Annotated in this window: 19 protein-coding genes and 1 pseudogene; 1 reads left to right on the forward strand and 19 read right to left on the reverse strand. The window is 42.5% G+C overall.

Features of this window, described 5'->3' with window-relative positions; genetic code table 11:
• Nucleotides 1–9: 9 nt before the first annotated feature.
• The 6 genes from pstA to OGM16_04820 all read right to left on the reverse strand — a co-directional run bounded on the left by pstA (nt 10) and on the right by OGM16_04820 (nt 5,091).
• On the reverse strand, nt 10–912 hold the full coding sequence (pstA, locus tag OGM16_04795; protein ID UYJ47595.1) for a phosphate ABC transporter permease PstA: 903 nt from the start codon (nt 910–912) through the stop codon (nt 10–12).
• Nucleotides 909–1,841 carry a phosphate ABC transporter permease subunit PstC gene (gene pstC, locus OGM16_04800; GenBank protein UYJ47596.1) on the reverse strand — a complete coding sequence of 311 codons (933 nt, stop codon included), beginning with the start codon at nt 1,839–1,841 and terminating at the stop codon, nt 909–911. Before pstC ends, pstA begins: the two co-directional genes overlap by 4 nt.
• Before the next feature lie 36 nt (nt 1,842–1,877).
• On the reverse strand, nt 1,878–2,816 hold the full coding sequence (locus OGM16_04805; GenBank protein UYJ47597.1) for a phosphate ABC transporter substrate-binding protein: 939 nt from the start codon (nt 2,814–2,816) through the stop codon (nt 1,878–1,880).
• 271 nt (nt 2,817–3,087) lie between these two features.
• Nucleotides 3,088–3,516, reverse strand: a complete 429-nt coding sequence (locus OGM16_04810) for a transposase zinc-binding domain-containing protein (protein UYJ47598.1) — start codon at nt 3,514–3,516, stop codon at nt 3,088–3,090.
• 296 nt (nt 3,517–3,812) lie between these two features.
• Nucleotides 3,813–4,334: a hypothetical protein gene (locus OGM16_04815; protein ID UYJ47599.1), complete on the reverse strand. Its 522-nt coding sequence runs from the start codon at nt 4,332–4,334 to the stop codon at nt 3,813–3,815.
• Nucleotides 4,335–4,350: 16 nt separating this feature from the next.
• Complete coding sequence (locus OGM16_04820; GenBank protein ID UYJ47600.1) at nt 4,351–5,091, reverse strand: DUF4367 domain-containing protein; 741 nt, start codon at nt 5,089–5,091, stop codon at nt 4,351–4,353.
• Nucleotides 5,092–5,199: 108 nt separating this feature from the next.
• Between OGM16_04820 and OGM16_04825 the strand changes: the two genes are divergently transcribed.
• Nucleotides 5,200–6,270 carry an undecaprenyldiphospho-muramoylpentapeptide beta-N-acetylglucosaminyltransferase gene (locus tag OGM16_04825; GenBank protein UYJ47601.1) on the forward strand — a complete coding sequence of 357 codons (1,071 nt, stop codon included), beginning with the start codon at nt 5,200–5,202 and terminating at the stop codon, nt 6,268–6,270.
• 75 nt (nt 6,271–6,345) lie between these two features.
• Here the strand turns inward: OGM16_04825 and OGM16_04830 are convergent, their stop codons facing one another.
• From OGM16_04830 to OGM16_04890, 13 genes and pseudogenes are all read right to left on the reverse strand, one after another.
• A complete protein-coding gene (locus tag OGM16_04830) occupies nt 6,346–6,894 on the reverse strand; it encodes a sigma-70 family RNA polymerase sigma factor (GenBank protein ID UYJ47602.1) in 549 nt (182 codons plus the stop codon).
• Nucleotides 6,895–6,900: 6 nt separating this feature from the next.
• Nucleotides 6,901–7,320: an HIT family protein gene (locus OGM16_04835; protein UYJ47603.1), complete on the reverse strand. Its 420-nt coding sequence runs from the start codon at nt 7,318–7,320 to the stop codon at nt 6,901–6,903.
• Between the two features lie 156 nt (nt 7,321–7,476).
• Nucleotides 7,477–8,907, reverse strand: coding sequence for an FHA domain-containing protein (locus OGM16_04840; GenBank protein ID UYJ47604.1), 1,431 nt, complete (start codon nt 8,905–8,907; stop codon nt 7,477–7,479).
• A complete protein-coding gene (locus OGM16_04845) occupies nt 8,904–9,275 on the reverse strand; it encodes a hypothetical protein (protein ID UYJ47605.1) in 372 nt (123 codons plus the stop codon). Before OGM16_04845 ends, OGM16_04840 begins: the two co-directional genes overlap by 4 nt.
• Entirely contained in the window at nt 9,272–9,784 is a 513-nt protein-coding gene (locus OGM16_04850) for a prepilin peptidase (protein ID UYJ47606.1), read from the reverse strand. The genes OGM16_04845 and OGM16_04850 overlap by 4 nt, the downstream gene beginning before the upstream one ends.
• 92 nt (nt 9,785–9,876) lie before the next feature.
• On the reverse strand, nt 9,877–10,605 hold the full coding sequence (locus OGM16_04855; protein ID UYJ47607.1) for a hypothetical protein: 729 nt from the start codon (nt 10,603–10,605) through the stop codon (nt 9,877–9,879).
• A gap of 250 nt (nt 10,606–10,855) precedes the next feature.
• Complete coding sequence (locus OGM16_04860; GenBank protein UYJ47608.1) at nt 10,856–12,802, reverse strand: DUF5702 domain-containing protein; 1,947 nt, start codon at nt 12,800–12,802, stop codon at nt 10,856–10,858.
• Between the two features lie 52 nt (nt 12,803–12,854).
• Nucleotides 12,855–13,043, reverse strand: coding sequence for a Flp1 family type IVb pilin (locus OGM16_04865; GenBank protein UYJ48393.1), 189 nt, complete (start codon nt 13,041–13,043; stop codon nt 12,855–12,857).
• A 257-nt stretch (nt 13,044–13,300) separates the two neighbouring features.
• Nucleotides 13,301–14,542 carry a type II secretion system F family protein gene (locus OGM16_04870; protein UYJ47609.1) on the reverse strand — a complete coding sequence of 414 codons (1,242 nt, stop codon included), beginning with the start codon at nt 14,540–14,542 and terminating at the stop codon, nt 13,301–13,303.
• A 38-nt stretch (nt 14,543–14,580) separates the two neighbouring features.
• Nucleotides 14,581–15,279: a type II secretion system F family protein gene (locus tag OGM16_04875; protein UYJ48394.1), complete on the reverse strand. Its 699-nt coding sequence runs from the start codon at nt 15,277–15,279 to the stop codon at nt 14,581–14,583.
• A gap of 91 nt (nt 15,280–15,370) precedes the next feature.
• Nucleotides 15,371–15,709 (reverse strand): annotated as a pseudogene (locus OGM16_04880) (CpaF/VirB11 family protein).
• Between the two features lie 139 nt (nt 15,710–15,848).
• Nucleotides 15,849–16,145, reverse strand: a complete 297-nt coding sequence (locus tag OGM16_04885) for a hypothetical protein (protein UYJ47610.1) — start codon at nt 16,143–16,145, stop codon at nt 15,849–15,851.
• Between the two features lie 108 nt (nt 16,146–16,253).
• Nucleotides 16,254–16,634 (reverse strand): TnpV protein, encoded by a 381-nt coding sequence (locus OGM16_04890; protein UYJ47611.1) that lies wholly within the window; start codon nt 16,632–16,634, stop codon nt 16,254–16,256.
• Between the last annotated feature and the right edge of the window lie 16 nt (nt 16,635–16,650).

Here is a 16,650-nt window from a genome sequence, read left to right on the forward strand (position 1 = left end):
TATTTTCTCCTAACGTGTTTCTACATTAAAACGGTGTGAAAGATATTTTGCCAGGGCATTAATAACCAGTACGATCACCAGAAGCACAACTGCTACGCCGAAAGCTTCATTATATTTTGCCTTCTGCATAAACAGATACAGCTGGATAGTCAGTGTACCGCCGGATTCAAGCACTTTTCCCAGGAAGTTCTTTGGCAGGTAATAGCCGCTTCCTGCAGTAAACAGCAGTGCTGCAGACTCACCTACAATACGTCCGATGGCAAGGATAACACCTGTAAGGATACCAGGCATAGCGCTTGGAAGAAGGATGGTGCGGATCATGTACCATTTTGTAGCGCCGATTCCCAGTGCACCGTGTCGATAGCTGTCAGGAACTGTCTTTAAAGCTTCCTGGGTAGTTCTTGTGATCAGCGGAAGGATCATTAAGGTCAGTGTCAGGGAACCGGTGAGAATAGAATAGCCCAGTCCCAGTGTGTTTCCGAAAAATACCATTCCGAAAAGACCAAATATAATAGAGGGGATACCGGAAAGTGTTTCTGTGGTAAATACGATCAGGCGGACGATCTTGCCTGGTTTTGCGTACTCATTTAAGTAAACCGCAGAACCTACACCAATAGGGGTGGCGATCAGCAGCGTGATCACTACGATATAAAGGGTATTGATTATATTTCCAAGAATACCGAAGGTTCCTTTTGTGGTGCTGGAAACAGTGCTTAAAAAAGCCCAGGTCACATGTGGGACACCTCTTACAAAGGTGTAACCTAAAATTCCGATGAGAAGGAGCATGGAGATACTGGCACATCCGTAGATAATACCTGTTAAGATCACATCGGTGCTCCGGACACGTTTTCCATAGATGCTTTCCTTGATAATGGAATCTTCATGAATGCGGATCGCAGCTTCACCTGTCATTTTGTTTTCTCTCCCTTCTTCAGAATGCCGTTTAAACTAACATTGATAATCATGATAAATGCAAATAATACAAGACCGATGGTAAATAATACTTCTCTGTGCAGTCCGGATGCATATCCCATTTCTGCTACAATTGCAGTGGTCAGGAAACGGACAGAGTTAAATGGAAGCGGGAAGTTTACAGAGCTTCCTGATACCAGCGTAATAGCCATTGCCTCACCGATGGCTCTTCCTGTTCCCAGGACAACAGCTGTGATAATACCGGATTTTGCTGCCGGAAGGATCACCTGGAAAATAGTCTGGATCTTCGTAGCACCTAATGCCAGAGAAGCACTTTTTAAATGTAACGGAACCGCTCTTAAAGCAGATTCGCTGATATTGATGACTGTTGGAAGGATCATAAGCGCCAGCACTAAAACTGCAGAGATCAGGTTTGCACCACCGGTATACTGATGAGTGGAAGAACCTTTAAATACAGCCAATTCTATTTTATACATCAGTGGATTTAAAATCAGGATACCTAGCAGACCGTAGATAACGGACGGGATACCTGCTAACAGCTCTACTGCCGGACGGACCACATTTGCCAGCTTTTTCGGCGCTACTTCTGCCAGAAAAACAGCTGTCATCACACCAACCGGCACACCAATGAGGATCGCCAGAAAAGTTCCCACTATAGAAGTAAGGATAACATACAGGATACCGAAACTTGGTGCAGCAGCAGCCGGCTGCCATAAGGTACCAAAAAGGATATCCAGAATACCTACTTTAAACAGCGCCGGTGTACCACTGAATATCATATATAATGTAATGGAAGCAACAGCCAGGACAGCGAAAAAGCCGCATGCGGTGAAGATCACTTCTGCAGCTTTTTCAACTGTGGACTTGCTGCCATGATGGGAACGGACGGAAAATGTTTCCTGAGTCATTGCAGACAGTCTCCTTTCATTTCATACAACTCTTCATTATTTATCAGCTGTGATCAGACCTACAGATTTTACAAGCTCAGAACCTTCATCAGAGTAGATGAAGTCAAACAGTGCTTTTACAAGGTCGCTCTGCTCGCTGATCTCGCCCTTGGTAGCCATTACGAATGGACGGCTTAAGAAGTATTTTCCTGCCTTGATATTCTCTTCTGTTGACTCAGCGCCGTCTAATTTTACAGCCTTTACAGTATCATCTAATACGTCCAGAGAAACATATCCAATGGAACCCGGGGTAGATGCTACCTTTGCCATTACAGCGCCAGTGCTGTCTAATTCATTGCTGTACTTGCATGCATCTTCCAGCTTTAACAGCTCCTCGAAAGCTCCTCTTGTACCGGAACCTGCCTCACGTCCTACTACTACGATAGGAGCATCATTTCCGCCTACATCTTTCCAGTTGGTTACAGAACCGTCATAAATGCTGGTCAGCTGATCCTTGGTCAGATCTTCTACTGTGTTAGCCGGGTCAACTACAACTGCGATACCATCGATCGCTACGATATTTTCTGCAACACCTTTTGCCTTTTCTTCATCCTTTAAGTTTCTGGAAGAGTTACCGATATCTGCTGTACCATTGCTTACTGCCTCGATACCAGCACCGGAACCTACGAACTCAGCGGTTACAGTTACCTTTGGATATTTCTCCATAAATGCTTCGCTTAATGCATTTGCGAACTTCTCCATAGAAGTGGAACCTACCATGCTGATAGAACCGCTTAAATCTGCATCTGCACTCTTTGCTTCTGTAGCTGCTTCTTTGGTTGTTTCTTCTGCCTTTGCTTCAGTTGTCTGCTTTTCTGTGGTTGCGGTCGCTGCTGTGGTAGCTGCTGCACCGGAATTTCCACATCCCGCAAGCATTCCTGCTGCCATTACTGCTGAACCGATCACTGCCATTACTTTCATGCCATTTTTTTTCATAATTATCTTTTCCTCCACTTTTTTGTACCGTTTTTATTTTTATGTTTGCATTTATTTTGCGGTACTTATATTTTTTAATATGTTGTTTTCTTGTTCTTACATTGTGGAGTATACAAAAGTTTTACAATAGCTGAAAGCAAGGTATGGTATAGCTTTTGTAAAATTTAAGTAAATCAGAATCATTGTACACTGAAAAAGACGCGGAAAAAGGGCAGAAAAAGACCGGCTGCAACGCAGCCGGCCTGTGTAAAAGAATTTATTCCCTGTTTTGTCAGCTTTTTTTGATAAAATCGGTTCCGCATTTCGGGCAGTGGATGCTGATCCGTCCTCTTCCCCTGGGGACACGCACCTTCTGTTTACAGTTTGGACAGCGGTAAATATGGTACTTTCTGCTCTCCTGAAAGCGGAATTTCCATTTTTTCCACCATTCAGATACATAAAACTGCCGTCTTAAAAAGGCTTCATTTTCCTGGTAACGCTTATTAATGTTTTTAGAAAACATTCTTGCATACAGGATAACGAGTACGATCCATTCCAGTGCCCACAGGATCCTGGAAGGCAAAGCCGCCGGGATCAGGAAATTAAAAATGATCAGTGCTAAAAGAAGACTTGAAAGGAAACGTCCAAACTGGTCCATTCCGTATCTTCCTATCATAAAGCGCTGAAACTGCATTCTCAGTCTGTTTAAGTAGTCACGCATTTGTCTTCTCCTCAATATTTCTCAATGTTTTTAAATGCATTATCCACCTTTATGGCAGTGAGCATATGCTCATATCCATTTATTATACATGATATCCCGCCAGACTTCCACTGACACTTTTTGAGAAATGCACAATTGAAATGTTTCAACGATTGTTATGGTATGGTGAGAAAAATAGATGAAAATAGACAAAACAGCAGCTTCTGTTCGGAAGCTGCTGTGGGAAAGATTGCTTTTAAATTCGATTTATAATCGGTTTAGGATTTTAAGTCTCCATTTAAACTAATTCGGGATTCTTAATCAATCCAGATGCCATCAGTGGTTGGACCAAATCCCTCCACTTTCTCTTCATCACCTGCTGTAAAAGCACCACGGATACGATAGTAATAACCACGCTTTTGATTAGTAAAAGTAACATCAATTGCAGGATCTTCAATTCCATCTGGATATTCCTCTAATGTATACACAAAGTCTACATAATCCACCTGTTTCCATTTCTTTAAGCTTTCATCATACCGATCCAGATAAAGGCTAACATACAATTCCGTTGCTGGTTTGTTCAAATATGCATGCGCTGCCGCACCAATATTTCCATTTCCTTCGTTTCTTATAGTGACATCTGCTGACAGAAAGAAATCCCCTCTTCTTGCAACATTTTTTTCTGTTCCTGTACTAAATTTCACCCCTTTTGCGCACAAAACCGATTCTTGATCTACCGATGTATAATAACTTGCTGCAGGTACTGCTGCAAAAGCTGTTGTCATACATACATTAACTGCTGCCAGAACTCCAATCACTAAGCGTGCTATTTTTCTCATATAACCTCCATACTATTTAAAAATGAATTTTTCTCACCATTTCATCAAACTCTTCCTGACTCATTTTACCTAAGAGATGATAATATACACCATTATACGCAAATTGAGCTTCTTTCATTTGTAGTTCTGTTTTTCCTTTTTCCTGACAAACTTCTATATCTATACGTAATCCTGGATTCCATATATTATAAATTTCTTTCGCGTCTGAAGAATGCACAGTTGATGCCTCAACCTTGTTTTTTGCCTGAACAAAAAATATTTTATTTCCAGCATATTCATACTGCAGTTTCCCATACCCATTTCCCAACATTACATCTTGTAAATACATTTTTTCCGGTATATACCCTAATCTCAGCGTCTTCACTCCCAATTCTTCAGATATTTTCTCATATGCCTCTTCCTCATCACGCACAGTGATAACCTTCGAATCATTATTATAAACGATTCCCTGCTTCACCATTCTCCCATCCCGATAAAAATAAGATTTCGTTCCCATTGCTACAAAACATCCGCCAACTGTCAGCACCGCTGCTGCTACACCAACTGCAAATATCTTATTTATGCAGCGTCTGCGGGGTTTTACGGTTGGACTAGGATCTGGGATCAGTTCCCGTTCTGCCTGGATCCTAGTCCAGATGCGGTCAAATTCATCAGCTGGAGGCGGATTTAAGGGCAGACTGCTGGTGTCTTTCTCTGCCTGTTCAAAACTTCTTAAAATTTCCTTCATTTCTAAGTCCAGTTTTCCTGCTTTTCCCACTTTACACCTCAATTGCCAGATACCCTAAAGTTCCCTCTCGGTTTAGGGTTGACTTTTCACAGTTAATGCTTACTATATTAGTAGACGTTTTTCCTTCAGGAGGTTTTTATGAAAAAAATCATTTTAACCGGCGGCGGTACTGCCGGTCATGTTACTCCCAATCTTGCACTTCTCCCTTCTTTAAAGAAGGCAGGTTATGAAATCCGTTATATCGGTTCTTATCAGGGTATTGAACGCAAGCTGATCGAAGGAGCCGGTATTCCTTATGACGGCATCTCTTCCGGTAAACTGCGCCGATACTTTGATCTGAAGAATTTTTCTGATCCGTTCCGTGTTGCAAAGGGCTATTTTGAGGCACTTCACCTTATGAAGCATTATAAACCAGATGTTGTATTCTCCAAGGGCGGTTTCGTTGCTGTACCAGTTGTACTGGCTGCAAAACATTATAAGATCCCTGTTATCATCCATGAATCAGATATGACTCCTGGTCTTGCAAACAAGATCTGCATTCCATCTGCCGCTAAGGTATGCTGCAACTTCCCGGAGACTCTTAAATATCTCCCTAAAGACAAGGCTGTCCTCACAGGTTCTCCGATCCGTGCAGAGCTTTTAGAAGGAGACCGCAGTGCTGGTCTGTCCTACGCTCATTTAGACGAAAACAGGCCTGTCCTTCTGATCATCGGCGGAAGCCTTGGATCTGTGGCTGTAAATACTGCAGTGCGAAAGATCCTTCCACAGCTTTTAAACACATTCCAGGTAATACATATCTGCGGAAAAGGCAATCTGGATGAAAGCCTGATCAGTACCGAAGGATATGTACAGTATGAATACGTAGATGCACCTTTAAAGCATCTGTTTGCAGCTGCTGATGTGGTCATTTCCCGTGCCGGAGCTAACTCCATCTGCGAACTCCTGGCTCTTCGCAAACCGAATCTTCTGATCCCGCTTTCTGCTGCTGCCAGCCGCGGAGACCAGATCTTAAATGCAGATTCTTTTGCACGTCAGGGCTTCAGCAAAGTCTTAAAGGAAGAAGACCTTTCCGATGAAACTTTAAGCACTGCTGTTTTTGATCTTTATAAAAACAGGGAAGCTTATATAAACACTATGGAAAAAAGCAGTCTCAGCAATGCGGTAGAAACCATTACCGGTCTGATCGAATCCTGCGTTTCCCATTCTTAAACCAGCTTCATCACTGGTCATGTACTCCATGACCAGTAACAAAATTTCTTTTTTAATATGAGGACTTGTCCAATCTTATGGCCAGTCTTCCCGTTTCAAAAGAGATTCTATGTACTTTCTGATACGGCTGACCCGTGAATAACAGGCTTTTTCTGAAATAGAAAGCTGATCACATACTTCACTGGTCGGCCGTCCTTCTATTAATTTCAACTCGGCAACCTTCTGCCATTTTTCCGGCATCCGGTCTACCTCATCCAAAATCGCTTTACACCGCTCTTTTCCAGAGAAAATATCTACCAGCCCGGGCTGGCCTGCCTGCATTCTGTATTCTTCTGCAGCAAATTCTTCTCCTTCCAGATTTTCACAGATCCGTCTCTTTTTCTGTCTGTGATAATCCATACAGCGGTTTTTCAGGATTTTGCCAAGCAAGAGCTTCTTTCCCATTTCCGGCTGGTCCAGGGAATAATCATATCTTGCATAGGAAACAAATGTATCCTGAATGATATCGTCAATATCATCCACTGGTATATCATAAGCATAAGCCAGACGTCTTAACGTATCCTGATAGGTCAGATACATTTCCTCAAAACGAGCTTTTGCCTCTTCATCCATCCGTTTGATCATAAATGACTACAGACAACCTTTGATCTTCTCTGCTGCTTCCGTCAATTCTTCTGCCGTTGCTGAACCTGGTGTCCAATTGGCGATTTCCTTTGGACCGCCTTCATAACGGGGGATCACATGCATATGAAAATGCATTACAGTCTGTCCTGCTGCTTCCCCATTATTCTGAACCAGATTAAATCCAGCGCAGCCTAATCCTTTTTTCATAGCAGCTCCTATCTTCGCTCCCAGTGGAAGCACCTTTGCCGCTGTTTCTTTATCCAGCTCGCATACATTAGCAAAGTGCTTTTTAGGCAGGATCAATGAATGTCCCTTTGATGCCGGTCCCAGATCCAGGATCACACGGAAGTCCTCGTCTTCATATACGGTCGTTGAAGGAATCAACCCCCTTGCAATCTTACAAAAAATACAATTGTCTTCTGCCATTTCTAATTCCTCCTCTTCTGTGCCGATAAGCGCTTTTCTTGTTTATAATACTAGCATAATTTTTTTCCATTGTTAAGCGTATTTCTGCAATATCTCCAAGAAACCGTCCCCTCGCCGTGTCTGTTTTTGTCACCTCCTGCCGCATTATGCCGGTTTCTATTTCCAGAAATACTTTTCTTCTGCAATCTGCACTTCATCTCCTTCTTTTAACATGATCTCCTCATTGGCCGCCAGCAGTTTTCCATTGACTTTTGTCCCATTTGTAGAATTCAGATCTGTAAGAAAATAATCCCCTCCTTTTTCCATGATCCGCACATGAAAACGGCTCACTGTAGGCTTATCCAGTATATGATCTGCCAATCCTGTATGTTTTCCTATTACAAAAGGCACATATCCAACAGGGATATCTCCGTTTTCAGGCTTCGCAGACACAAGTATATGGTCCGGCTTCTCTTTCGGCGTAAGGAGCATGGTCTGAAATTCTTCTGCTTCTTTTATATTTTCTGCTCTGACCTGTGCCTTTAGTCCAGATACTTGTGCTGGGCATATCCGCTCTTCCGGGTCTTTATTATCGCAAATATCATAAGCCGCAGTCTGCTCTTCCGGGTCTTCGTAAAAAACTCTCCATGGATCTTCTGTTTCCACTTCTTCAGCCTTAAGTTTTCCATTTTTTCCCACTTTTTCAAGAATAAAATGGCTCAGGATAAGGATAATTGCCAGTATACCTCCTACAGAAACCTCGTAGATCCAAAACTGTGCCAGAATTTCTGCTCCATATAAAAACCAGGTTCCTCCTATGACTGTAACCAGGAATACCAGCAGGAAAAACAGCTTTTTAACCAATCTCCGGACACTGCTTTTCTGATACGATCCTGATATTTCCAGCTTTTCCTGTTCCTCTGTTTCCTCTTTCCCCTTCCATTCCCGGATATCTTTACTGTTTTCCCTGAAATCCCTGAAATTCCGGTCAGTTTCCTCTCCTTTTGTTATTCTGAAATTTCTTACTGTTTCTTCTTCCTGTACCAGATCTGATCGTTTCTCCGGCATTTTTTCTGCCAGTATCCTCATCATATCCTCCAGACTGTAATTTTCCTTCATACAGGTCTGGTAAAGCCCATAAGTAAGGACTACACATTCCCTGTCTTTGTGATCAATATGCTTCATAAGATACTGGATAAATAAAGAAAGCTGACTGTTAAAGTCCTCTTTTCTCCCTGGTATCACACAAAAACCGGTTTTAAATCCCTCCGGATCCACATAGACCAGATCCGGGTCTAAAAGGATCCCTCCATCCCCTAAAAGATAGGCCTCCATCCGGTCCAGTGTTTCATACAACTGGCAAAAAAAGCTTCTTACCTGTTTTTCATCTGCTGGCTGACTTTCAAATAACCGGCTGACAGGCTGACGGGAAGTGATATCATAACAATACCAGGGAATTCCATCTGTATATTTGATCTTCATTTTTAAAAGACCGGGAATCTGGTTTCTGGACAGCATTCCCCTTTCATAGCTTTCTGCTATTTCCCAGTCTTCCATTTTTACCGTCATATAGCTGCGCTTCATTTCACGCATATATTCAATTTTCATTTGTCTCCCCCGGCTATAAGAGTCACTTTTCTCAGGAAGGCTTCCGGCCGGAATGCAGTCATTTCTATCTGTTTACTCCAATTTCCACCCATAGCTATTCCTGTTCTCTTTTCCCCCTTTTCCTTTATGGAAATACCAAAATCTGTAAATCGCAGCCGCAGCCCCTTATGTTCTTTGAAAAACAGCTCCACATCCCGGACACTTATTTCCCTTTCGTGGCGGCATTTTTCCACTGCCTCATGAAGTACCATAGCTGATATTGTCTCATCATGGATCCGTCCGGCATTTTCTATAAGCGCTGCCAGGGAAAATAAAACAACCGCCATAACACAGGCTGCTTCTACTGTAATACTTCCCTGTTTTCTCACAAAAACAGCACCCCCAGTCCCACCGGAAACATAAATGGCAGCAACGGCAGCTTTATTCCGGTATTTTTTCCCCACCTGCCTATCATCAGCCATACTGCTACCGGAAAACACAAGAACAGGCCTCCTGTAAGTAAAAATACATTTTTCCAAAATCCTAAAAACAGGCCTGAAACCAGAAAAAACCAGCCATCTCCTTTTCCCATGGCTTCTTCGGTGACTACAGATATTCCTAAAAGAAGCAGTCCCGGAAACAGATCAAGGAACAGTTCCAAAACCAGGACTGCCATAGACCAGAATATCTCTTCCCCGCTTTTTCCTGTTTCTTCGCAAACCATCTGCTGCAGTCTGTAAAGGATCTGTATACCCCGAAACATCAGTCCCATCATTCCCCAGATGTAAAAAGTAGATGCCCGGATGCTTTTCTTTCTCAGATCCTGCCAGGCAGCAGATAGTAAAAATAATAAAAATCCTATGCGAAAACCTGCTTTTATATACAAAGTAACATCCACTTTTTCTTCTCCTTTTTCCGTCAATATCCTTTCAGAAGCTTTCCTGTATCTGCCTTTACGACTTATTTTGTGGGAACATGCCAAAATTACCTCTATTGGCTGCAATACGAACATCCACCCATATATTTCACCTGGCTTAAGGGCACTTCCTGTACATAAGCGCTGAGAGAGGTGCAGTCCTCTCTGGCATGATAGCTTTCCCCATAAGGAAGCACATAAACATATGCGTCTGTTCCTCTGTTTTTACAGGATGCACAAGGCTTATATTTCTTTCCTTCCTGACTGCGAAGCCCGGTTACATCCTCTGCTGATACCTTTTTTAAATCATGAAACAGATAATGACAGTTTCTCTGTCTGTGATATCTGGTAGAGGATCTTCCTATATACACCATGATCTCTTCTTTTTCCCCATTCAATGTATTTTTCCTGTTTCTGTTCCCATCTGCTCCTGTCCACAATCTTCGGCTACATATGTTTTCTACAGATACGCTGTTTATCCCAAACACTGAAAATGGCAATGGCATCTTATAATGCATTACAATCTGTATCTTTTCATCTTCTGTTATCCGTGTTCCGTAAAAATCCAGATCCCGTACCCATTTTTCCGGTATCTTTCCTTTTACCGCAGCTGCCGCATAGATGGCTGTAGCCTTTTCAATGAGTACGCTGTCTGCCCCTTCCTCTGACCGGCCGGCATCTATTTCTTCCTTTTTTTCGTTTTCATATAAATAGGCTGCATAAGCATACCGGCTGATTTCTTCTCCCACAGCCTCTGCCACCGCCTGGATCTGCCTCTGCCGGTCCATTAACACCATAGGCATAAGCAGCGTTACACAGAAAAATACCATTAGCGGAAAGCAAAGAGCTGCCTCCAGGGTAAGGCTTCCTTTGAAGGAGACCCATGATAATGCTCTTTTTCCGGATTCTTTTTTCTTAAGATAAATTTGAATTTTGCAGATTTGTACTTGGAGAGGTGCACAAATTTTTTTTAAATATCTGGGATTGGAGTGTCGTGTTAGAGATTTGGATTGAATACAATTCCGAAAAAAGAGCATCATCACAGGCCTCCTTTCAAGGCTTAGTAAAATAATTTCCACTAACTGAAAATCGGGTTTTTCTTAAAGTTTTCCACGGTCCAGATGAAAAAAATACTGGTTTTCCACAAAATCCGGCTTCTGCATCCACCATACAGACACACTTTTCCAGCAGGAAATCCGGCTGTTCTTTTCTTATGTTCATCTGCATCATATCCATCATCCGGAAAAGAGGCTCACTTCCATAACTGACAAATAAAAACATCCTGAGGTAGCCTGTCAGATCCAGTCCTTTTTTACTGCCGGATCTGCTTTCATCTGCAGTTTCATTACCCCAAACAGTGATATTCTCCCCAAGATCAGGCAGTTTTCCTTCTGCTCCTATTTTCAAAACGCCTTCCAGACTTAACTGCCAGTCTGAGACCGCCTTCACAAGAGGTACTTTTCCTCCATTAAGCAGGCAGCGCACATCTACAAATGCTTCTGCCAGTGCCCACATCCCCATCACAAAGAACGTTACCACTGCTGTAAGCGGAAGAAGTCCCATACCTCCTGTAATAGATGCTGCAAGAGCCTCTGCTTCCTGTCGTTTTTGCCCATCTGATAAGATATGGATCAGATTTAACCCCTGTCTTACAGTAACCAGCCTTAAAACCGATGCTTCCAGATTTTCCTTATCTGTCTTTTTTCCATATAAGACGTATTCCATCTCATAAATAGCCCCATTCTCCATTTTCTTTTGAAAATGAGGAAAATAGCGGACTCCGTATTCAGCCACCATCAAACGGTCCACAAGACCTGAGACACCGGTAAAATGCTCTGTTCCCCGTCCTGAAAGCGTAGAAGGTGCCTGGGACAGATCTGGCTTTCCGCCAGAAATCTTACTGTCTTCTGGCAACACCAGCTTTAAAATACCCTTTCCGGTCAGGGATCTGATCCGCTCCAGCCAGCCTTCTTTTTCTTTGTCCTTTACTCCAAAAGAGACATCTAAAGCCAGTACCGGATATCCCGTCATATGACGGATCACCGGCTCCCACAGTTCTTCTTCGTCCAGTTCATCCTCTTCATCAGAAGGCTCCCAGTCATCAATATAGCGGATCACATCTTCAGCTTCTTTTATAAGACCTTCCATAAAGGAAATATTTTCCCGGCTTCTTTCTGTAAGACTTCGGATCTGCCCTCTTCGCTCTCCATCCTGGGAAATATAGGTTTCATAAGACCGGATCTGTTCGTTTAACAGCTGCCTGGAATTACCTTCAAGATCTTCTTCTGTCTCAAAGTTTTCCCTGCTTTCACTTAATGCCCGTTCCAGACGGTCAGCCTGCTTTTCGTAAGCTTCCACCAGAGCAGGTACTGCCTGCAGGCTTTTGATCACAGACCGGCATTTTTTTACCATGCCCCTTCCATCCAGAGATTTCAGGCAGCTGATTCCCGCCTCCCAGTCCATTTTCTGCTGCTCCAGCTTTCCATTCAGCTTTTCAAGGGCTTTTTCTAAGGCAACTGCTTCTTTGCAATGTTCTTCATAAAGACCGGATACGTGATTGACACCAGATGCATTTTTTATCCCTTCTAAAGCTTCTTTTGCTTCTCCTTCCGTCATGGCATCCCATAATACGCCCACCAGGCCATATTTCATATATTCCAGTATCTCCCGCTCCATACAGCTTCCCTTCCCTTCTGTAAGAGCTGCCATATCTTTTACAACTGCCTCTTCTGTTTTCAGAGGATACCAGTTTTCTGCCTGCATATATGGATCTAAAAAAGCTTTTAATTCTTCCTCCAAAAGCTCTTTGCTGTCCGCTTCCAGCCCCAGGATCCGGTACTTCTGCCACAATTTTCTGTGGTACTGGGCCATAAGGGAGTCCATGGAAGAATCCACCGCCATGCGCAGATACAGCCGTTCTCCCGCTGTCCGGGCTGATTCTGCCATGACCAGAAGGAGTGTCATCAACATTACCAGGATCATTGCAAGGAATACCGTCACTTCTCCTTTTTTGTCCTTATGTAAATGATTTCCATGTGAAAACATTTCTGTATTAATAAACTTCCTTAGTTTTTGTATTGATCTGCTTAAAGATATTTTCAAGCAAAGTATTGATCTGTTTTTTGAACACAATTGTCAATCCTATCAAAACAACCAGGATCAATACTAATTCTATAACCCCCACACCCATCTCATCTGCCGCAAATTCCTTTAAAATACAGCTATTATTTTCTTTTCTCATTCCTATATCCTCCATTTTATCTTCCATGTCCTCTCACAGTCTTCCATGCACTAGTGTACTGTATCATTCACATTTCGCATAATGACTTGCCTGAATTTCCATCTGCTGTGTTGTCGTCAATCGACGATGCCACCGCATCGCCTCATTCCTCCGCCTTGCAGATTGAAAATTCATTCTGCGTCATTTTGCTGAAAGTGAATGATACAGTACACTTGCCTTTGTGGCTGGATCAAGCACAGCAATATTCCGGGAGAGTATCATCCAAATGCAGTCCATGCCGGGAGCATGATCATTACCATGACCACTCCCAGAAGCAAAAACAATGGTACCAGCAGTTTTGTCCCTGCTTTTTCGCCCATACGCCGGGCCTGATGCTTGCGCTGTTCAAATGCCTCTGCCATTTCCAGCCTTAATGTTTCCCGTAAATTTTTCGAACCATTTTTCCGGTTCTGTTCTAAAAGCCCAGAAAGCTTCATGTACTGCTGCAGACCGCATCTGGTGCCAAACTCTGCAAAGGCTTTTGCCTCTGAGATCCCGCTTTTTAGCTGACTGCCTGTAATATACATTTCTTCATATACATAATGCATTTCACTGCGCCCTTCATTTACTGCCCTTTTATAATCCTCTGCGATCTTATCCCAGGCAGTACGTATGCTCATTCCTGCTCCTAAAAAGATGATCAGCCTTGAAAGCATTTCTGAATGATCCATTAAAAGCTGGTTTTTCCTGTCTTCCTCTGTCTTTTTAATTTCATTCTTTTCTTTTAGGCAAAGTAAAACTGCTGCCGCAGCACCTAAAAAACTCATCTGTATAAAAACAGGCCGCCTGGGCACATGATAAGAAATGCTTCTCCCTTCATATTCAGAAGGAAGTGTAAATACCTGCTGCTCCTGCTGTAACTCTTCTTCCTGAAGAAGCCGGTCAGCAAAGTCTTTGATCAATTGCTCCTTCTCTGTATACAATGGTGGGGTTACAGTCACAAATAGGTCATATTCCTCTGGCCAGCTTCCATCACTCATCCTTACTGTCAGGCAGATCTGCTGCGAATAACCATTTTTTTCCAGTTTTTCTGTATGCAGTGTCCCGTCATTTTCTAATATTTCCGGCTCTGATGACTGCCAGCTTAAGGAAATACCGTACCTGGGCCACTGGGTCATAAGCTCCAGATCATGCTGTACCTCGTTAATAGAAATATTCTCTCCACGTATCATTTCAGGGATCTGATCCAGTATTTCTTTATATAAGTTATAAGCTTCTTCTTTTGTATAATGTTTTGGATAGATCCGCAGGTCAAAAGGAATATCCCCGCCTTTTTCCACCAGTCCCCTTACATACAGCTCCTGTTCCTGATAGCTTTCATCTGCTGCCGGACGTTCAAGTACATTTCCTTCCTTTATCACAGGATCCCTTTCCTGAAGGATCCAGGCAGCAGCACCAAGAAACATGCCGGTGCCAACACAGAGCAGTTGTTTTCTCCAAACTTTTATCTTTTTCCACATTTTCCCTCTGTCCCATTTTATATACCTTCAGAATCTTTCTATATGGGAATATCCAGGATCCTTTTTGCAAGATACACAGCACCCACATACACCCCCAGGCAGACCGTCATACAGATCCGGCCAAGCCATGTATGATACATGGTCTGGAAAAAGCCCGGAGATGTAAGGTCTATATAGAGGATGATGCCAAAGGGAATGCCATTCATGATCTTCTGCTCAAATACTCTGGCTGCTGTCATAGTATGTATCTCTTCCTGGACCTGTATTTTATCCCGGATAATACCAGCTGTCTGACTGATAATATCTGTCAGTTCCCCGCCGCTTCTTTTTGCAGCTGCAAAAACCTGGGCAAACTGGTCTATATCCTGTATCCCGCTGCGCCTTCCCATATCTGCCAAAAGGAGTTCCACCGGCCGGTTCATCCGGATCCCTGCTGCAATATCTGCAAATTCTTCTGTTATCATCCCCTTTGGACCGTACAGCACTTCCAGTTCCTTTACACTCATGAAAAAGCTATTTTCCAGGGAATATCCGGCACTTAAAAATGAGGATAATACCAGTATCCCTTCTTTAAACTGAAGAGTCAGCTGGCGGATCTTCTCTTTTTGCAGATCCTTCTTTTTATAAAAAGGATAATAAAACGCTGCAGGAAGGAACAGAAAAAATGCTGCTATACTTCGGTAAAAGGTATAGGCGCAAAGACTATCTGCTATAACACCAAATATTGTAAACCGCAGCCATTCTTTAGAGGAAAGCCGGTATTTCCTGTAATCAGGCGGTCTGGCCCTGTTTGTCCCATTTTGTTTTTTAATTCCCGGCAGATATTTCTTATCCGCATACGTCTGCCAGTTTATCCCTTGCTTTAAGTTCCCCGCATTTTTTAAGCCTTTTTTCTTTTCTGTCATAGAAAAAAAGAACTTCCTGTCCCACCTTTCCATTTTCATATCCCCCTATCTCCACAATAGACAGCACTTTTCTGCTCCCGTCCTTTAACCTCCCCAGATGGACCATAATATCCAGTGCCGATGCGATCTGGCTGCGGATGGCATCCAATGGCAGGTCTGCTCCCATAAGTACCATAGTCTCTAACCTTGAAAGCATGTCCTGCGGACTGTTCCCATGGCCTGTAGACAAGGAACCCGGATGTCCTGTATTCAGGCTCTTTATATGGACTCCCTATGTTCCCATCATGCAGAAATACAATATCTGTACTTAATACACAATGTATATAACGTTATTATCTTGCCATTTCACAGTTGCAAAAAGAAAAGAGAACCTTTCACAGCCCTCTTTCATATCGACTTTCTCATTCATTTGTCATACTCAACAGTTTTGCAACCAATGTCTCTAAACTTTTTCCCAAAACTGGGACAAAGTCTGGTATTGCACCAAATGCCATCCCAATTATTATCATTCGACCACATTCTCTTACAGATTCCAATGCAAATCCATAACTCAAAACACCTGTCAGAATAAATATAATTGATAAAAAGTAAAGCAAAATATTTCCCAATATCATCGGAATTTTTAATAACCAGTGAATCAATGTCATTACTGCAAGAATTAAATATAAAAACACTTTTATTATGCACTTAACCAACATTTTTAATCCCTCCCTTTTTTATCTTTCCGGACAGCAAGAATCTTGCCATCCGGACTTCCACTTTTTTGCTATCCGGGCTGCAAAATTCTTGCTATCCAATACAGTTCATTATCCTTTCGTGTATATCATTTCCGTCAAAATCATCTCTTCTGCATCATGACAAAGGGTATTCATCCTCCTTGTCCATTCCATGTTGTCCTGCCTTTTTAATTTCTCTGTAATTCCTTCTTTCTCCATCATCTGTTTTACTAATTGTTCTTCTCTATCCCTTGCTTCTGCATCAATCTGATTCAAATGCTCGACAAGTTTTCCTTGTAACAACAATATTTGATATTTTGCCTTTCTATGTTCCTGTAAATAGCTTTTACGAAGCATCCCATATTTCCCATAAGTTGGTTCGATATCTGTAAGTGCCAATTCTGGCAAATAATAATCACCACATAACATATAAGTAAGTCCATTTTTCTCATCATAAATTTCGTTCTGCATAAAATATTCTCCTTTT

The organism is Lachnospiraceae bacterium, from assembly GCA_025758065.1.
Taxonomy (GTDB): Bacteria; Bacillota; Clostridia; order Lachnospirales; family Lachnospiraceae; genus Enterocloster.

Bases quoted from the DNA above. Each gene is read 5' to 3' on its own strand.
- pstA (UYJ47595.1), bottom strand. From the start codon at position 912: ATGACAGGTGAAGCTGCGATCCGCATTCATGAAGATTCCATTATCAAG.
- pstC (UYJ47596.1), bottom strand. From the start codon at position 1,841: ATGACTCAGGAAACATTTTCCGTCCGTTCCCATCATGGCAGCAAGTCC.
- OGM16_04805 (UYJ47597.1), bottom strand. From the start codon at position 2,816: ATGAAAAAAAATGGCATGAAAGTAATGGCAGTGATCGGTTCAGCAGTA.
- OGM16_04810 (UYJ47598.1), bottom strand. From the start codon at position 3,516: ATGCGTGACTACTTAAACAGACTGAGAATGCAGTTTCAGCGCTTTATG.
- OGM16_04815 (UYJ47599.1), bottom strand. From the start codon at position 4,334: ATGAGAAAAATAGCACGCTTAGTGATTGGAGTTCTGGCAGCAGTTAAT.
- OGM16_04825 (UYJ47601.1), top strand. From the start codon at position 5,200: ATGAAAAAAATCATTTTAACCGGCGGCGGTACTGCCGGTCATGTTACT.
- OGM16_04830 (UYJ47602.1), bottom strand. From the start codon at position 6,894: ATGATCAAACGGATGGATGAAGAGGCAAAAGCTCGTTTTGAGGAAATG.
- OGM16_04835 (UYJ47603.1), bottom strand. From the start codon at position 7,320: ATGGCAGAAGACAATTGTATTTTTTGTAAGATTGCAAGGGGGTTGATT.
- OGM16_04840 (UYJ47604.1), bottom strand. From the start codon at position 8,907: ATGAAAATTGAATATATGCGTGAAATGAAGCGCAGCTATATGACGGTA.
- OGM16_04855 (UYJ47607.1), bottom strand. From the start codon at position 10,605: ATGCCTATGGTGTTAATGGACCGGCAGAGGCAGATCCAGGCGGTGGCA.
- OGM16_04865 (UYJ48393.1), bottom strand. From the start codon at position 13,043: ATGAGAAAAGAAAATAATAGCTGTATTTTAAAGGAATTTGCGGCAGAT.
- OGM16_04870 (UYJ47609.1), bottom strand. From the start codon at position 14,542: ATGTGGAAAAAGATAAAAGTTTGGAGAAAACAACTGCTCTGTGTTGGC.
- OGM16_04885 (UYJ47610.1), bottom strand. From the start codon at position 16,145: ATGTTGGTTAAGTGCATAATAAAAGTGTTTTTATATTTAATTCTTGCA.
- OGM16_04890 (UYJ47611.1), bottom strand. From the start codon at position 16,634: ATGCAGAACGAAATTTATGATGAGAAAAATGGACTTACTTATATGTTA.